Source organism: Enterobacter sp. BIGb0383, assembly GCF_003751845.1.
GTDB lineage: Bacteria > Pseudomonadota > Gammaproteobacteria > Enterobacterales > Enterobacteriaceae > BIGb0383.
Window position 1 is genome coordinate 39,482 of the sequence record NZ_RJKQ01000002.1, and the last position, 14,824, is coordinate 54,305.

At 57.6% G+C, this 14,824-nt stretch carries 12 protein-coding genes; 2 read left to right on the top strand and 10 right to left on the bottom strand.

Annotation, left to right across the window (positions count from 1 at the left end; all coding sequences use genetic code 11):
- Positions 1-124 precede the first annotated feature (124 nt).
- The gene (locus EDF81_RS08610) at positions 125-1,315 is read left to right on the top strand and encodes an amino acid aminotransferase (RefSeq protein ID WP_123347742.1); all 1,191 of its coding nucleotides are present in this window, start codon (positions 125-127) and stop codon (positions 1,313-1,315) included.
- Positions 1,316-1,365: 50 nt separating this feature from the next.
- On the opposite strand, the gene EDF81_RS08615 is transcribed toward EDF81_RS08610, so the two are convergent.
- From EDF81_RS08615 to cmoM, 7 genes are all read right to left on the bottom strand, one after another.
- Positions 1,366-2,013, bottom strand: a complete 648-nt coding sequence (locus EDF81_RS08615) for an MBL fold metallo-hydrolase (protein WP_123347743.1) — start codon at positions 2,011-2,013, stop codon at positions 1,366-1,368.
- 15 nt (positions 2,014-2,028) lie between these two features.
- On the bottom strand, positions 2,029-2,577 hold the full coding sequence (locus tag EDF81_RS08620; RefSeq protein WP_123347744.1) for a YcbK family protein: 549 nt from the start codon (positions 2,575-2,577) through the stop codon (positions 2,029-2,031).
- A 167-nt stretch (positions 2,578-2,744) separates the two neighbouring features.
- Positions 2,745-4,556, bottom strand: coding sequence for a L,D-transpeptidase (ldtD, locus tag EDF81_RS08625; protein ID WP_123347745.1), 1,812 nt, complete (start codon positions 4,554-4,556; stop codon positions 2,745-2,747).
- 174 nt (positions 4,557-4,730) lie between these two features.
- Positions 4,731-9,179 (bottom strand): chromosome partition protein MukB, encoded by a 4,449-nt coding sequence (gene mukB, locus EDF81_RS08630; protein WP_123347746.1) that lies wholly within the window; start codon positions 9,177-9,179, stop codon positions 4,731-4,733.
- Positions 9,179-9,883 carry a chromosome partition protein MukE gene (gene mukE, locus EDF81_RS08635; RefSeq protein WP_123347747.1) on the bottom strand — a complete coding sequence of 235 codons (705 nt, stop codon included), beginning with the start codon at positions 9,881-9,883 and terminating at the stop codon, positions 9,179-9,181. Before mukE ends, mukB begins: the two co-directional genes overlap by 1 nt.
- Positions 9,864-11,186, bottom strand: coding sequence for a chromosome partition protein MukF (mukF, locus tag EDF81_RS08640; RefSeq protein WP_123347748.1), 1,323 nt, complete (start codon positions 11,184-11,186; stop codon positions 9,864-9,866). Before mukF ends, mukE begins: the two co-directional genes overlap by 20 nt.
- Positions 11,179-11,973, bottom strand: coding sequence for a tRNA uridine 5-oxyacetic acid(34) methyltransferase CmoM (cmoM, locus tag EDF81_RS08645; protein ID WP_123347749.1), 795 nt, complete (start codon positions 11,971-11,973; stop codon positions 11,179-11,181). Before cmoM ends, mukF begins: the two co-directional genes overlap by 8 nt.
- Positions 11,974-12,092: 119 nt before the next feature.
- On the opposite strand from cmoM, the gene elyC reads away from it, so the two are divergent.
- Positions 12,093-12,872 carry an envelope biogenesis factor ElyC gene (gene elyC / locus EDF81_RS08650; RefSeq protein ID WP_123347750.1) on the top strand — a complete coding sequence of 260 codons (780 nt, stop codon included), beginning with the start codon at positions 12,093-12,095 and terminating at the stop codon, positions 12,870-12,872.
- On the opposite strand, the gene EDF81_RS08655 is transcribed toward elyC, so the two are convergent.
- The 3 genes from EDF81_RS08655 to ycaR form a co-directional block, all read right to left on the bottom strand.
- A complete protein-coding gene (locus EDF81_RS08655) occupies positions 12,849-13,742 on the bottom strand; it encodes a YcbJ family phosphotransferase (protein ID WP_123347751.1) in 894 nt (297 codons plus the stop codon). The genes elyC and EDF81_RS08655 overlap by 24 nt on opposite strands.
- A 138-nt stretch (positions 13,743-13,880) precedes the next feature.
- Positions 13,881-14,627: a 3-deoxy-manno-octulosonate cytidylyltransferase gene (kdsB, locus tag EDF81_RS08660; protein WP_123347752.1), complete on the bottom strand. Its 747-nt coding sequence runs from the start codon at positions 14,625-14,627 to the stop codon at positions 13,881-13,883.
- A complete protein-coding gene (ycaR, locus tag EDF81_RS08665) occupies positions 14,624-14,806 on the bottom strand; it encodes a protein YcaR (RefSeq protein WP_123347753.1) in 183 nt (60 codons plus the stop codon). The genes kdsB and ycaR overlap by 4 nt, the downstream gene beginning before the upstream one ends.
- Positions 14,807-14,824 lie beyond the last annotated feature (18 nt).

Genomic DNA, 14,824 nt, shown 5'->3' on the forward strand with positions numbered 1-14,824 from the left:
TTTTTATGCCTGAAAGAAAAATATCGCGTCTTGTAAAAAGAGTGTCGCAAACGGTTGGCAATTGCTGATTCTGCCGTTAACCTGAGAGCGGACTTCCCTTCTGCAATCACAATGGAACCTCGTCATGTTTGAGAACATAACCGCTGCCCCTGCCGACCCTATTCTGGGCCTGGCCGATCTGTTTCGTGCCGATGACCGAGCCGGGAAAATTAACCTCGGTATCGGGGTGTATAAAGATGAAACCGGTAAAACCCCGGTTCTGACCAGCGTTAAAAAAGCCGAACAGTATCTGCTGGAAAATGAAACCACCAAGAACTACCTTGGCATCGATGGTATTCCTGAATTCGGCCGCTGCACGCAGGAGCTGCTGTTCGGCAAGACGAGCACCATTGTGACGGATAAACGCGCCCGCACGGCGCAAACGCCTGGCGGTACCGGCGCGCTGCGCGTCGCGGCCGACTTCCTGGCCCGCACGACCGACGTAAAACGCGTCTGGGTCAGCAACCCGAGCTGGCCGAACCACAAGAGCGTCTTTAACGCCGCCGGGCTGGAAGTACGCGAATACGCCTACTACGACGCCGCTAACCACGACCTCGACTTCGATGCGCTGGTTGCTAGCCTCAGCGAAGCCCAGGCCGGTGACGTGGTGCTGTTCCACGGCTGCTGCCATAACCCGACCGGTATCGATCCGACCCTTGAGCAGTGGCAAACCCTGGCTAAACTGTCCGTGGAAAAAGGCTGGCTGCCGCTGTTCGACTTCGCCTACCAGGGCTTTGCGCGTGGTCTGGAAGAAGACGCCGAAGGTCTGCGCGCCTTTGCTGCCCTGCACAAAGAGCTGCTGGTTGCCAGCTCCTACTCGAAGAACTTTGGCCTGTATAACGAGCGCGTCGGTGCCTGTACCCTGGTTGCTGCGGATAGCGAAACCGTTGACCGTGCCTTTAGCCAGATGAAATCCGCGATTCGCGCCAACTACTCCAACCCACCGGCGCACGGTGCGGCCGTGGTGGCGACCATTCTCAGCAACGATGCCCTGCGCGCGCTCTGGGAGCAGGAACTAACGGATATGCGCCAGCGCATTCACCGTATGCGTCAGCTGTTTGTGAATACCCTGCAGGAAAAAGGCGCCAGCGGCGACTTCAGCTTTATCATCCGCCAGAACGGGATGTTCTCATTCAGCGGCCTGAGCAAAGAGCAGGTGCTGCGTCTGCGTGAAGAGTTTGGGGTCTACGCGGTGGCTTCCGGTCGCGTTAACGTTGCCGGGATGACGCCGGACAATATGGCTCCGCTGTGTGAAGCCATCGTCGCCGTGCTGTAAGCATAAACGGCATGCATTAAAAAAGGTCGCTCAGCGACCTTTTTTATTTATTACCACACAGGCATCTCATCCTGCAGGAAGGGATTGTGCTGTCGCTCATGGCCGAGCGTGGACATCGGACCGTGGCCCGCAATAAAGGTCACGTCGTCGCCCAGCGGCAGCAGCTTACGCTTGATGGAGTCGATAAGCTGGCTATGGTCGCCACGCGGGAAATCACTGCGCCCGACCCCGCCTTTGAAAATCACATCTCCGGACACCAGCAGGCGTGAAGCGTCATCAAAGAAAACAATGTGCCCTGGCGTATGGCCCGGACAGTGCAGCACCTGCAGGCTGATATTGCCGACGCTGACCTTATCGCCTTCCTGCAGCCAGCGATCCGGCGTCAGAGGCTCACACTCATCAAGACCAAACATACGGCTTTGGGCAGGTAACCCCTGCAGCCAGAACTCATCTTCTTTATCCGGACCGATAATCGGCACGCCGTAGTGCGCTGCCAGCTCTGCGGCCGCGCCGACGTGATCGAGATGACCGTGAGTCAGCAGGATCTGCATCAGGGTGACGCCGCTGGCCTCCACTTCCTGTTTGATTCGCTCTGCATCACCGCCGGGATCGACCAGCGCGGCAAGACGGGTTTGTTCACACCAGATTAATGAACAGTTCTGCGAAAAGGCGGTAACCGGAATAATGCGATAGTTCATGCTGCTCCTGATTTGTTACCAGTGCCGTACCGGCCCGGTATCAATATGCACAAAGTTGCTGGAAGGGTAATATCCTACACCACCAGACTTCAGAGACAACGCAGCTTTGCGAACATTGCTTAACGAAATGCCGTCGATATGGAAATCCATCGCCTGGCCTTTCGTATGGTAGCTTTTTTTCGCTACCCCACGGCTATGGGAACGTAATTCGTTATTGGTATCGAGCGAACGATAGCCGGAAATAAGCTGGACCGGCTTATGCGTGCCGATCAAAACCTGCAGGCGATAAATCTGATCGAAGAGTTTCGGATCGATAGTTTTCATTTTATTCGCACGGTAGTCGCGGAAAAAATGATTGAGCCTGGATAATTCATCCTGAATATAGCCCCGACCATCAAAGAACTCGGCTTTAATAGATTCACCGGTATTCAGATTACTGAGCGTCAGAATACGCGGGCGTGGCGTGGAAAGCGTGGCAAATGCTGGCGTCGGTAGAATAGCGGCCCCGAGGGCAACGCCACCTAACGCCAGCAGTTTGCGGCGGTTAGCGTCAAATTTGTCCATGATAATCAGGTCTACAAGTAAGTGTTCGTCATTTATGCACCCTTGCGCACAAAAGGCACCTTACCGGGCAATAAAAGCAACGTCAAGGCGGCCTGTCCCGGTTGAGTACGCGCGGCAGCCCGTACTCAACCGTATTTAGGACAACAATTCCGGCAGAACTGCTTAATTTACCTGATTAATTGTTCGGCTTTCTGCAGGATCTGTGCACCCGATCGCGCAGTCAGATCGTAATTGTAAATATCTGTTCGATACTGAGTCCGCCCGTCTTCGCCAACAAACGCGGTCATATAGTACAGATTAACCGGTATGTTCTGGCGAATATTCACGTAGCGGGTATCGCCCTGTTTCAGGGTGTCGGATATCCGCACATCGTTCCAGCCTGCATCCTGCAGCAGCATATTGGCCAGCTCCGAAGCCTTGTTCACGCGCACGCAGCCGGAGCTCAGCGCCCGGGCATCGCGGCTGAACAGATTATGGTTCGGCGTATCATGGAGATAGATAGCGTCCGAGCTTGGCATATTGAACTTATAGCGGCCCAGAGAGTTCTGCGCGCCCGGTGCCTGCTGGAAGCGGAACGGCAGGTTTGACGGGCTGATCGTATTCCAGTCCACCATCCAGGGATCGATGACCGGCGCGTTGTTACTCCAGCCGCGCAGCACCGTATAGCCGTGACGCTCAAGGTATCCCGGATCGTTCCAGACCTTGGGCAAAATATCTTTCCGCGCCAGCGTCGGCGGCACGTTCCACGGTGGATTCACCACCACATTATTCAGCGCGCTGCTCATCATCGGCGTTTTGCGATCGGGACGACCGACGATCACCCGTGAGTCGAGCACCGGGTTGCCATCCTGGTAATAGACCAGAGAATAGGCCGGGATATTCACCATAATACCGGTGGACACTTTGCCCGGCAGCAGCCGCAGCCGCTGAATATTCAGCGCCAGAACGCCCGCCCGCTGAGCCGGTGAAACGTTCAGCCACTCACGCGTTGCCGGGCCAATCGCGCCATCGGCACCCAGTCCCTGCCATTTCTGAAAACGCTTAACGGCCTCGACCAGTTCGCGGCTATAGGCGCCCGGCTTCGGGGCTTTCTTTTTCTCAGCGGAGGGACTGACGACAGGAGGAGTATCGCCCGGCAGCACGATATTCGGCTGCGTTTCGGTCTCCAGCATGCCGGTACGCTGCAGGATCTCCTGTAGCGCGAGAATGTCCTGGCTTTGCTGTCCCGGACGCAGCGTGGTGGTTGCGGTCAGCTGCGGCCAGGGGCGCGAATCGACAACCAACGCCTTCAGAGACTGGTGCATGGCTTCATACTGCGGATGCTGCGGGGTCAGCCGCGCAATAAACTGCGGCAGCTCACCTTTATCAAACGCCAGCTGCCACTGGTTAATCGCCGACAGCGGCGGCGTCGCCAGGGCATAGGGTTTTTCGCTGTAAAGCCAGCGCTGGCCTTTCAGTGCAATCCCGGTCACGTAGTGCAGATAGCCCATCATGGCATCAGACAGCACGACGTCCCGCGCCATTCCCGTGACGGCGGGGTCGGTCAGCAGTTCAACCCAGGTGGTGAACTGAGGCTGAAAACCGGCGATAGCCAGCTCCGCCAGCTGCTGCTGGAAAGCCTGTACCGCATCGCGGTTTTCCCACAGGGGTTTCATTTCGCGGGCAGCATAGAGGGAAGCCAGCGAGTTCATATAAACGGGCGTGTAACCGGCGGGCAGCTGAGACTGAATTTGCACACGCGTATTTGCCGGCGTCTGGTTTTGCGGATAAGGCTGAACGCCAGCCAGCATTGCCACCGTCGCCGACTGCTGCATCGGCCAGGCAAACGCCGAGCCGCTCGCGTCCGGCAGCGCAGAGCCGTCGGCAGGGATCTGCTCAGGCTCATCGGCCTTAACAATGAAAAACAACGGAGCCAGGACGAATGCCAGCCCTGCACTCAACGCTGACAGCCGATACGCATACTTCTTGTTAAGCCACATCCTTGCCCCCGGTAAATTCAAAGTTGCCTTTTTATCAGGCTTATTCCCAAGTATATAAACAAAAAAAAACGTTATCTTTACATGGTGTAAAGATGCTTAAAGATAATACGTCTATTAAAAAGAATACAGAGCAAAAAAAAGCGGCTTTACGGCCGCTTTTTATTCAGTTAGTGGTCAGGAGGCATCCGCCGTGTCGGGGAGTGATTCCGGGGGCTGCGGGGCAAACCCGCGCAGGCCAACCACGTGCACGTGCTCCTGATTATTGAACACTTTACGCACCAGCTTGTAGGTGGTCCCTTTTTCCGGGCTGATGTTCTCTGGCGCGGCGATAATCAGCTGCATATCCAGACGATCGCAAAGTTCAAACAGCGTGGCGATAGAGCGGGCATCGAGACGCGCCGCCTCATCGAGGAACAGCAGACGGCACGGGGAAATATCTTTTCCGCGCAGACGCATCGACTCATCTTCCCAGCTCTGCACCACCATCACCAGGATCGACATGCCGGTACCGATAGCTTCACCGGTCGACAGCGCACCGGATTCCGCACGCAGCCAGCCGTCGGAGCCACGGTTAACTTCCACTTCCATCTCCAGATAGTTGCGGTAGTCCAGCAGCTCTTCACCAATGGTTTGCGGCGTGCGTTGCCCCATATCGATCTGCGGGTTCAGACGCTGATAGAGTTTCGCCAGCGCTTCCGAGAAGGTCAGGCGGTTGCTCTTAAACAGATCCTGATGCTGTTCATGCTGTTCAGACAGCACTTCCAGCAGCGTGGCATGGCTTTCACGCACGTTCACGTTCAGTCGGACGCTGTTGACCTGGCCGAAGGAGACGCTCTGCAGGCCCTGGTTCAGCATACGAATACGGTTCTGCTCGCGCTGAATCGTCTTACGGATGATGTTGGCCACGCTGCGGGAGCTGATCGCCAGCTTCTGCTCGCGGGAGGTCAGCTCTTCCGTCAGACGTCCCAGTTCGATCTCCATCTGTTCGATAGCTTCGACCGGGTCATCGGTGCGGATAATATCCTGACGGATACGTTCGCGCAGATGCTGATAAACGGCGACGAAGAACTGAATTTTACGCTCAGGACGTTTCGGATCTTCCGACAGGCGCAGCACATCGCGCAGGTGTTCGTTATCCGCCACCGCCAGGCGCAGGGCACCCAGCGCCTTATCCGACATGGAACGCAGTTCGTCGCCGGAGAGATAGGCCAGCTCGCGACGATGCAGACGACGTTCAACGCCGTTGTCTTTCACCATGCGCATCACCGCACACCATCCCGCTTTGGCGGTCACCACCTGTTCACGCGTCTCGTAGTAGTCACGTTCAAGACGACGCAGGCTGCGGGTCAGGCGATCCATATCCGCTTCACAGAGGGTAATGGCTTTCTCAAGCTGGTTACGGCGTCCGCGGTTATTGCTTAACTGGGTATGCAGCTCGTCACGGCGAATACGCGCACGCTCTTCCGCCCCGCTGTCGGCGCGCACTCCGATATCCTGCAGCTCTTTTTGCAGATCGGTGAGCATCTCTTTCTTGGTGTCGAACGAACTTTTCAGAGAGGCCAGCACCTGACTGTACTGACTCAGCTGCGCGGCATGGCTGCGCATCACCTCACGGGTGCGGGCGCGGTCGGCTTCAGCCTGCTCAAGACGCTGACGCAGTTTTTCGTTCAGATCGTTGTTGCCGCTGAGCATCTCCGCCGAATCGGAATAGCCAAAGTGGGCCCGACGCTGCACGACTTCCGTCAGGGCAAACGCCTGCTGACGCGCATCGCGCTGGGTCTGCTGGGAGAGAGCATAGTCTTCTTTCAGCTGTTCAAACTGCTGCGGGTCGCTCTGCAGAACCGAAACAATAGGCTCCAGTTTCGCCAGCTGATTTCCGTGCTGCTGCAGAAAACGGGCGGCGTCCTGGGCTTCGTCAAGGCGCTCCTGAATCTCACCCACGCGATCGGCCAGGGTGTCATCGGTCAGCAGACTCAGTCGCGGCACCAGGCGGTTAAGCTGTGCTACGCCCTCTTTCGCCTGCTCAAACTGCTGACGCTGCTGCTGGTTGTCGCTTTCATGGCTGCTGATAGCACGCTCCAGCTCGCCGCGACGGGTGCTCAGCTGACGAATTTCCGCTTCCGGATCGTCGTTAAACGCGACGGCCAGGTGGCTGCCGATAAAGCGGCTGAACGCCTGATGCAGACGCTGGGTTTTCTGCACGTCAAACGAAAGTGTGGCAAAACGTTCAGACAGCTCTTCACGCTCGGCGTGAAGGATCTCAATACGGCTTTCGCGGGCAGCACGACCAAACAGCGGCACTTCCGGGAAGCGTGAATAGCGCCACTGACGATCGGCCACCTTCACAACGACCGCTTTTTCCAGTTCATCAACGTCAAAGACGTTGTCATCGAAGGACTGCGGATCCCCCTCAATCAGATAGAGATCTTCCGGGCACTCTTCCAGCCCTTCCAGCTGATCGGCAATGCGCGACAGATCCGGGACGACAATCGCATTACGCGACGGCCCGTACATGGCCGAGAAGTACGGCGCATCGGCAAGGCTAACATCGTCATAAATCTCGGACAGCAGCACGCCGCCAAAACGCTCGGCCAGCGCGTTGAGACGCGCGTCTTCAGAGCCGCCCGGCTGGCTTAAGCGCTCGATTTCATCATCGACGGCCTGCTTACGCGCCCCGACTTCATCGCGTTCCACGATGGCTTCGCGCTCGCGCTCCAGCAGCTGCTGCAGATACTCGGTGACCTCCTGACCTGACTCGAAGGATTCGCCGCTCTGCTCCATAAGCTGAGTCAGACTGCTCTGCGCCGCCAGCCAGACCGGTGCCTGGCGGGTCAGCTGCTGAATACGGGTCTGAAGCTGCTCCAGCTCCTGACGCAGCGCCATACGCTGTTCACCGGCGGAGGCCACGCTGTCAGAGAGGCTGGCGATACGCGCTTCCAGCTCCTGATGCAGGGCTTCCAGCTCTTCCGGATCATACTGTTTGCCCTGGCGTTTGCAGAATTCCGCCAGCAGACGTTCGGCTTCCTGCTGCTCGCCAAGACGCTGCTCAAGCTCACGCAGGCGGCTACGCAGAGACTGCACCTGATCCGCCTGATGACGCTGGTTAGAGGCATCGCGTAACAGCTCGCGGGCAATCAGCCAGGCTTCATCACGCGCCAGCGGGCCGTTGATGGCCGCCACCAGCTGATATGCCTGCTCAAACTGGCTGTGCGCGGTTTGCGCCACGCTCATTTTCTGTTCCAGCGTCAGCAGTTTTTCGGTAGCTTCCTGCTCTTTGGCCTGGAAGGTTTCCAGCCACTCGTCGGCGTTGTCGACGTTGAGGTCCGACAGATGACAGAGTTTCTGCGCACGCTGCAGCGCCTGAACCGCCTGCTGATACTGAATGGCACGCGTCTGCTGGACGTCCAGCGCCTGCTGGTAATCGGCCAGCTGGTTTTTCAGCTCGTCCACTTCCAGCTCGGCGGCTTCGGCGCGGGCTTCGTTATCTTCCTGGCGCTCCGCCGACTCGGCAACCACTTCATTTTGCTCTTCGAGGCGGATCTGCAGTTCGTCGAGATCGCCTTCGTAGCGCTCAATTTTTTCCTGCTGACGCAGCGCCGTTTGCACCAGGTTCAGGTGATCGCTGGCGGCCTGGTAATCGGCTTCCAGATCCCCTTCTGCTCCTGCGTGCTCCTGCAGTTCGCGTGCCATATCGACATGCTTATACTGCTCGGCGGCCAGCTGCTTACGGGAGGAGAAGAGTTCACGGCGGAACTCCAGCCCTTTGTCCAGATGCAGACGACGCTCGTTGGCGTGACGCATATAGTCCGCCGCCACATAGTTGGTGGCTTCGGAGATCAGGTGTTTAAAGAGATCGCGGTCGGACTGGGTAACGCGAATCGCCTCCAGCGTCATGCGGTTTTCGCGCAGCGCCGCTTCCATATCCTGAAACGCTTTACGCACGCCGCTGTTTTCCGGCAGCAGGTAGTCGCGCAGGGAGCGGGTGATGGCGCTGGAGATCCCGCCGTACAGCGAGGCCTCAATCAGGCGATAGTATTTGCTACGGTCGGCTGCCGTACGCAGACGACGGGCAACCACGCCCAGATCGAACATCAGCGAGTGATAGTCGGTGATGGAGTTAAACTGTTTAAACTGCACGCCTTCCATGGTATCGAGCTTGTCTTTCAGCTCCTGCAGGGTCAGGACGCGCGCCTGGCGCTCGTTCAGCGTTTCGGTCAGCAGCTGCGTCGGCAGGATAGCCGTTGGCAGCCCCTGAATGGCAAAGGGTTTAATATCCACTTTGCGATCGCGACCGGCAACCTGCTGCAGACGAACGCCAACCACTACGCGCTGATGGCGCGAGTTGATGACGTCCAGCACCGAATAACAGACACCGGCTTTCAGCTTCCCGTGCAGGCCCTTATCGCGTGACCCGCTGGTCGCACCGGCTTCAGTGGTGTTACGGAAATGCAGCAGGGTTAAATCCGGGATCAGCGCCGTGACAAAGGCCGCCATGGTGGTGGATTTACCGGCACCGTTACCGCCGGAAAGCGTGGTGACCAGCGCATCCAGGTCGAAGGTTCGGGCAAAGAAACCATTCCAGTTAATCAGCGTCAGCGAGCGAAACTTACCGCGTTCAATCATTACTCTTCCTCCCCGCTATCCTGCTGATTTTCTTCGTGCTCATCATTAAGCTGCAGATGGTTTTCCACCGGCATCGCCTCGCCGTCGCGGATCATGCGCAGCTGCGCTTCACGCGCATCGTCCCCGGAGCGCACATCTGCGCCAAAACGGAATACCGCTTCGGTGATGCGGAACTTGCTGCTGTCATGGCCCATAAACCAGACCATACCCAGGCGGCGCTGGCGGCTCAGAGACGCGCGCACTTTTTCCTGTAGCTTCTGTCGGTCGAGATCGGACCCGGTGGATCGGTTATTCACCAGCTTGAGCAGTTTGGACTCGTCGGCCAGCGATAACAGCTCGTCATAGAGTTCCTGCTGGGTGAAAATCCCCTCATTGGCCAGCCGCTCCGGGCTAAGGTAGAGGTAGCAGAGGATCTTGCCGACCATCATATCCAGCTCGGAAAGGACCGAGCGCGGGATCAGGGTGCTGGAGCGCGGACGCAGGTAGAAAAAACCTTCAGGCGCACGGATAAGCTCCACGTTGTAGCGAGCGTAAAACTCCTCAAGATGCTCCTGAAAATCCATTAAAAATGCGTGGTTATCCAGTTCATCGAGGCCGATATGTCGTCCCGCACGCAGCTGACTGTCCAGCGCCGGGAATAAGGGGTTGGCCAGAGCCTGAGCCAGCTTAACCGGCATCACTTGTTCAATATTTGTCGATGACATGCGCCTGTACCTTGGCTCCGTAATCATTAATTAGCTGCCATTTTGCCGGCAACCCGGTGAAATCCGCCTGCGCGATGCCCAGACGTACCGCCTGATCCACAACGATGCGCGCCACGTCAAAATGGCGTGCCCGTGGGTATTGCGCCAGATATTCGCGCACGACAAGGCCGAGATCTAACGGCACGCCACGAGTTTTGTATACCGCCAGCTGTTCTTCAATCAGCGCCGCAAGCTGCTCACGGATTTCATTAAATTCTTCAAATTCGAGATCCGGCGGCAGTTCGCCGGTCACCTCTTCGTCACGCAGGGACATCTCTTCGTCGCGCATATCCAGCAGCCTGTCGGCGCTGGCATAGGTCAGCGCCCACGGCGCATCGAAATAAGTCTGCACCGACTGGCGCAGGCGCTGAGCAAAGACGCGGTTTTTATCCATATCGATGGCGGTACGGATAAATTTATGCACGTGACGGTCATAGCCGATCCACAGATCGATAGACTGCTGGCCCCAGCTAATAATGCGGTCCAGTTTGCTTTGCAGATCGAACACCAGGCGGTCAACAAAATGCAGGGCTTCCTGCGCCAGAGTGGCATCCTGAATACGCAGCAGGTTAGCCTGCAGCTTATCCCCCGCCGCTTCCAGCGTATCCTGCAGTTCACGCAGGGTGCCGGAGGTTTCCGACAGCAGCATCTCACAGCTGGAGATCGCCGCCCGCCAGTCTTTATTCAACAGCTGAGCGATATCGTCTTTCACCTGCTGCTGCTGTTCGTCCATCAGACGCTGGGTCAGGTCGATACTGTCAAAGATTTCGGCCACGGAATACTTCAGCGGGGCGTAGACGTTACGGTGCCAGTGGAATTCATCCCCGCCTTCATCCGCCGCATCGGCAGCGCGTTTTAATTCATCGGCTACGATAGAGAGCTGCATAGAAAGGCGCAGGGTAGAGAATTCGCGCTGGCGGATATAATAATCGGTGATCCCGATCGCCAGGGGCGTCAGACGATAAATGGCGTTGCCTTCGGTGAGTTCGCTGGTAAAGCGGTTCAGCAGACGTTGACGTACCATATCGTTGATCGCGTTGTTGGCGCGGACGCTGATGGTTTCACTGGTTTGCTCAAACGCATCACTCACGTGGCGGAACGCATCCACCAGCTCACCTTCGCTCATCTCGCCGTCCATGCGTTCGCTGTTCAGCGTGGCAACGGCCAGCAAGAAAGAGAGCCTGTCGACCGGCAGCGACAGCGAAAAATCATTTTTCCTGGCCCAGCCAACCAGTTCCGGGACTGTCTGGGAAAATTCACTCATCGTTTGTCCTTGTATCAACCTGCGGCTTAAGCGCGGTGACGTGAATATAGCGGCCAAGACTCATAAAGGGTTCCTGCCGGCAGTAGCGGGTTTCAAGCTCCATGAGTTGCGCAAAAGATTCACGCGATTTCTGCTTGTCGCGCAGATAATCATGGAACACCCGTACGCCGGTCTTGCCGACGATCTGCCAGCCCATCTGTTCCAGCCAGCCATAAACCTGCTGCGGATCGCGCGGATAGTCGGGCGATAGCGTGCGCTTTTTGCGCTTTTGCATCCCGATCGCAACGTAATCGAAGTTTCCGACCACCATATTGCGCATCACTAAACCATTCGCGTTGTAAAACATTAACGACAGCGCACCGCCAGGCTTTAGGGCTGACCACAATGTTTGTAACACCGGCTGCGGATCTGCCACCCATTCCAGCACAGCGTGAAACAATATCAGATCAACCGGGGTTTCCAAATGTTCCGTCACATCCTGAACCGCGCATTGTACAAAATGCATGTTACCGCTCACACCTTTCTCATCGGCTGCCAGTTTCGCCCGGCTCACCATTTCACCGGAGTGGTCGCAAAGAGTGACGTGATGGCCCAGCTGGGCCATTTTGATGGCGGTCTGCCCTTCTCCGCCACCGGCGTCGAGAACGCGCAGCGGTCGGGTACCCAGAGTGGCAAGCAGCGCATCAAGATCCTGCCACAGGATGGCCTGTCGCAGCTGACCTTTGGTGGTGCCATAGATATTGCGAGCGAACTTTTCCGCGATGTCGTCGAAATTGCGATCCTGCATGTTCCCCTCCGCAATACTGGCAAAGGACCTATTTTGTCACAGCCGCGCCGAGAATGGAGCTATCTGGTGTAATATCGCGGAAAATCTATTGCTGTATGGTCAAAAAGGAACCGACACCGATGCTTTTTACCCTTAAAAAATATATTGGTGGCCTGCTGCTGCCGCTTCCTCTGCTGCTTTTACTGATGGGGCTTGGGATCGCGCTGGTGTGGTTTACCCGCTGGCAGAAGAGTGGGAAAGGACTGATCAGCGTCAGCTGGCTGGTTCTGCTGCTGCTCAGCCTGCAGCCGGTGGCCGACGGGCTGTTGAAACCGATTGAAGACCGCTATCCGACGTGGCGCGGTGAGCAGAAAGTGGCCTGGATTGTGATTCTGGGCGGCGGCTACACCTGGAACCCGGAATGGGCGCCCAGCTCAAACCTGATCAATAACAGCCTGCCACGGCTGACGGAAGGCGTCAGGCTGTGGCGGGAAAATCCCGGTGCAAAACTGATTTTCACCGGTGCCGCGGCGGGCGGTAACCCGGTCAGCACGGCGGAAACGGGTGCCCGCGTGGCGGAAAGCCTCGGCGTACCGCGCAGCGCAATTTTAGTGCTGGATACGGCAAAGGATACGGAAGAAGAAGCGGCGGCGGTAAAACAGGCGATTGGCGATGTGCCTTTCCTGCTCGTCACTTCCGCTTCGCACCTGCCGCGGGCGATGAACTTTTTCCATCACGCCGGGCTGAATCCACTGCCGGCACCGGCTAACCAGCTGGCGATTGACTCGCCGCTGAACGCCTGGGAGCGCATCATCCCCTCCCCGGCCTGGCTGATGCACAGCGACCGGGTAAGCTATGAAACGATGGGACGCATCTGGCAGTGGCTGAAAGGCGCCTCAGGCGAGCCAGGGCAGGAGTGATTTTGCCGCCAGATCAAAGCGGCCACGATCGAAACGCCCGGTGCTGGTCAGCCGGGCCACTTCATCCCACAGCAGGTAGAGCCAGCGCCGCCAGATAAAAGCTTCGGCCACCGGCGCGCGCTGGAGATAGTGCCAAAGCAGCCCTTCAGCCTGCCCGCCATCGGCCAGCCGGAACAGCTCATATTCCCGCGGCGCCCACAGCATATTTCCCGGCCCCACCATGGCCAGCAGCTGATCGCTGCGGGCGTCCTTGAGCATGCTGCGCAGGGTGAAATTGCCGTGCACCAGCACGCAGTTATCGTTAAAGCCCTCAAACAGGTCGGGCAGACATTCACGGGTGCGGAAGAGAATACGTTTATCCTGCATGGTCAGGCCGGTATTGCTGTACAGACCGAGGGTAGTCCAGAGCACCTCCACCCGCTGGCGATACCAGCTGGGCCATATATTTTCCTGGGTGCAGTCAACCATACCGACGCAGCCGCCGCTGTCCTGCCGGTGCCATCCCAGCAGCCCTTCGACAATCTGGTCTTTTAGCTGCTCCCAGCGCTGAGGCGTCCGGGTCGGGGCTTCAACCGATACGCCGCGCAGACGCTCAATCAGCAGCACATCCGGTCCAGGATGCTCCTCATGGGTCATCAGGCCATAGACCACTGGCATCCGCACTGTCCCACAGCGCGCCAGCTGGGAAATCTTCCACGCCAGCTGGCGTGCAATTCCCGGCGTTGAAAAGCTGTGTGCCAGCAGCGGCAGCGGATTTCCCTGACTGTCATACAGCGACCAGAGCGCGGTATCACTTTTCTCATGAACGCACTCGACGCGGCTTAGTTTCTCACCCAACAGATGGCTCAGTTCAAGACGCAGTTGTTCCATAGCACCCGCCCTTATCAAACGACTGCTTTTATAATGAGCATCCACAGGACGGATGTCACCCGTGCCAGATCAAGTTTCCATGATTAAAGTGGGGAAAACAGCGCGAGAGATTCCCCTCCGGGCGGAGGGGAAGAGGAATTAACGCATTTCCAGACGAACGCGGGCGAGATCTTCCGGGGTATCCACGCCGGTGCCCGGCACCTGCTGTGCCACCGCCACATGGATTTTTTCACCGTTCCAGAGCACGCGCAGCTGCTCCAGCATTTCGATCTGCTCCAGCGGACTTGCCGGCCAGCTGACATAGCGACGAATAAAACCGGCGCGATAGCCGTAGATGCCGATATGACGGAGCAGCGTGTCGCCGATCGTCTCCCGGGACTGGGCAAAACGGTCCCGATCCCAGGGAATGGTGGCGCGGGAGAAATAGAGCGCATAGCCCTGCGCATCCATCACCACCTTAACCGCGTTCGGGTTGAACGCCTCTTCGGCGCTGTGGATCGGCACAGCAAGGGTGGCCATACCGGCCTGACTGTTGGTCAGGTTTTCCGCCACCTGGCGGATGATCACCGGCGGGATCATCGGCTCATCGCCCTGCACGTTAACAATAGCTGTGTCATCGCTAAAGCCGCACTTCTCGATCACTTCCGCCAGACGCTCGGTACCGGACTGGTGGTCGGCCCGGGTCATGCAGACTTCGCCGCCCGCCGCTTCGACCGCCCGCGCCACTTCGTCATGGTCGGTTGCCACGATAATCCGTGACGCGCCGGATTCGCGAGCGCGCTCCAGAACGTGGACGATCATCGGTTTGCCGTTAATATCCTGCAGCGGTTTTCCCGGCAGACGGGTGGAGGCGTAGCGCGCCGGAATAATGACAACGAAACTCATGGTCTGCTCTCTTCCGCTGCCAGCACGCGGGCTTCATTTTCCAGCAGGACGGGAATACCGTCGCGCACCGGAAAGGCCAGATTGTCGATTTTGCAAATAAGTTCTTGTTTATCCTGGATGTAATTCAGTTTCCCGTTACATACGGGACAGGCGATAATTTCAAGCAGACGATGATCCATTGTTCCTCCAGATAACGC

Excerpts from the sequence above, each read along its gene's own strand:
- EDF81_RS08655 (WP_123347751.1), bottom strand. The coding sequence starts at position 13,742 with ATGGAACAACTGCGTCTTGAACTGAGCCATCTGTTGGGTGAGAAACTA.
- kdsB (WP_123347752.1), bottom strand. The coding sequence starts at position 14,627 with ATGAGTTTCGTTGTCATTATTCCGGCGCGCTACGCCTCCACCCGTCTG.
- elyC (WP_123347750.1), top strand. The coding sequence starts at position 12,093 with ATGCTTTTTACCCTTAAAAAATATATTGGTGGCCTGCTGCTGCCGCTT.
- ycaR (WP_123347753.1), bottom strand. The coding sequence starts at position 14,806 with ATGGATCATCGTCTGCTTGAAATTATCGCCTGTCCCGTATGTAACGGG.
- mukE (WP_123347747.1), bottom strand. The coding sequence starts at position 9,883 with ATGTCATCGACAAATATTGAACAAGTGATGCCGGTTAAGCTGGCTCAG.
- ldtD (WP_123347745.1), bottom strand. The coding sequence starts at position 4,556 with ATGTGGCTTAACAAGAAGTATGCGTATCGGCTGTCAGCGTTGAGTGCA.
- EDF81_RS08610 (WP_123347742.1), top strand. The coding sequence starts at position 125 with ATGTTTGAGAACATAACCGCTGCCCCTGCCGACCCTATTCTGGGCCTG.
- EDF81_RS08615 (WP_123347743.1), bottom strand. The coding sequence starts at position 2,013 with ATGAACTATCGCATTATTCCGGTTACCGCCTTTTCGCAGAACTGTTCA.
- EDF81_RS08620 (WP_123347744.1), bottom strand. The coding sequence starts at position 2,577 with ATGGACAAATTTGACGCTAACCGCCGCAAACTGCTGGCGTTAGGTGGC.
- mukF (WP_123347748.1), bottom strand. The coding sequence starts at position 11,186 with ATGAGTGAATTTTCCCAGACAGTCCCGGAACTGGTTGGCTGGGCCAGG.
- mukB (WP_123347746.1), bottom strand. The coding sequence starts at position 9,179 with ATGATTGAACGCGGTAAGTTTCGCTCGCTGACGCTGATTAACTGGAAT.
- cmoM (WP_123347749.1), bottom strand. The coding sequence starts at position 11,973 with ATGCAGGATCGCAATTTCGACGACATCGCGGAAAAGTTCGCTCGCAAT.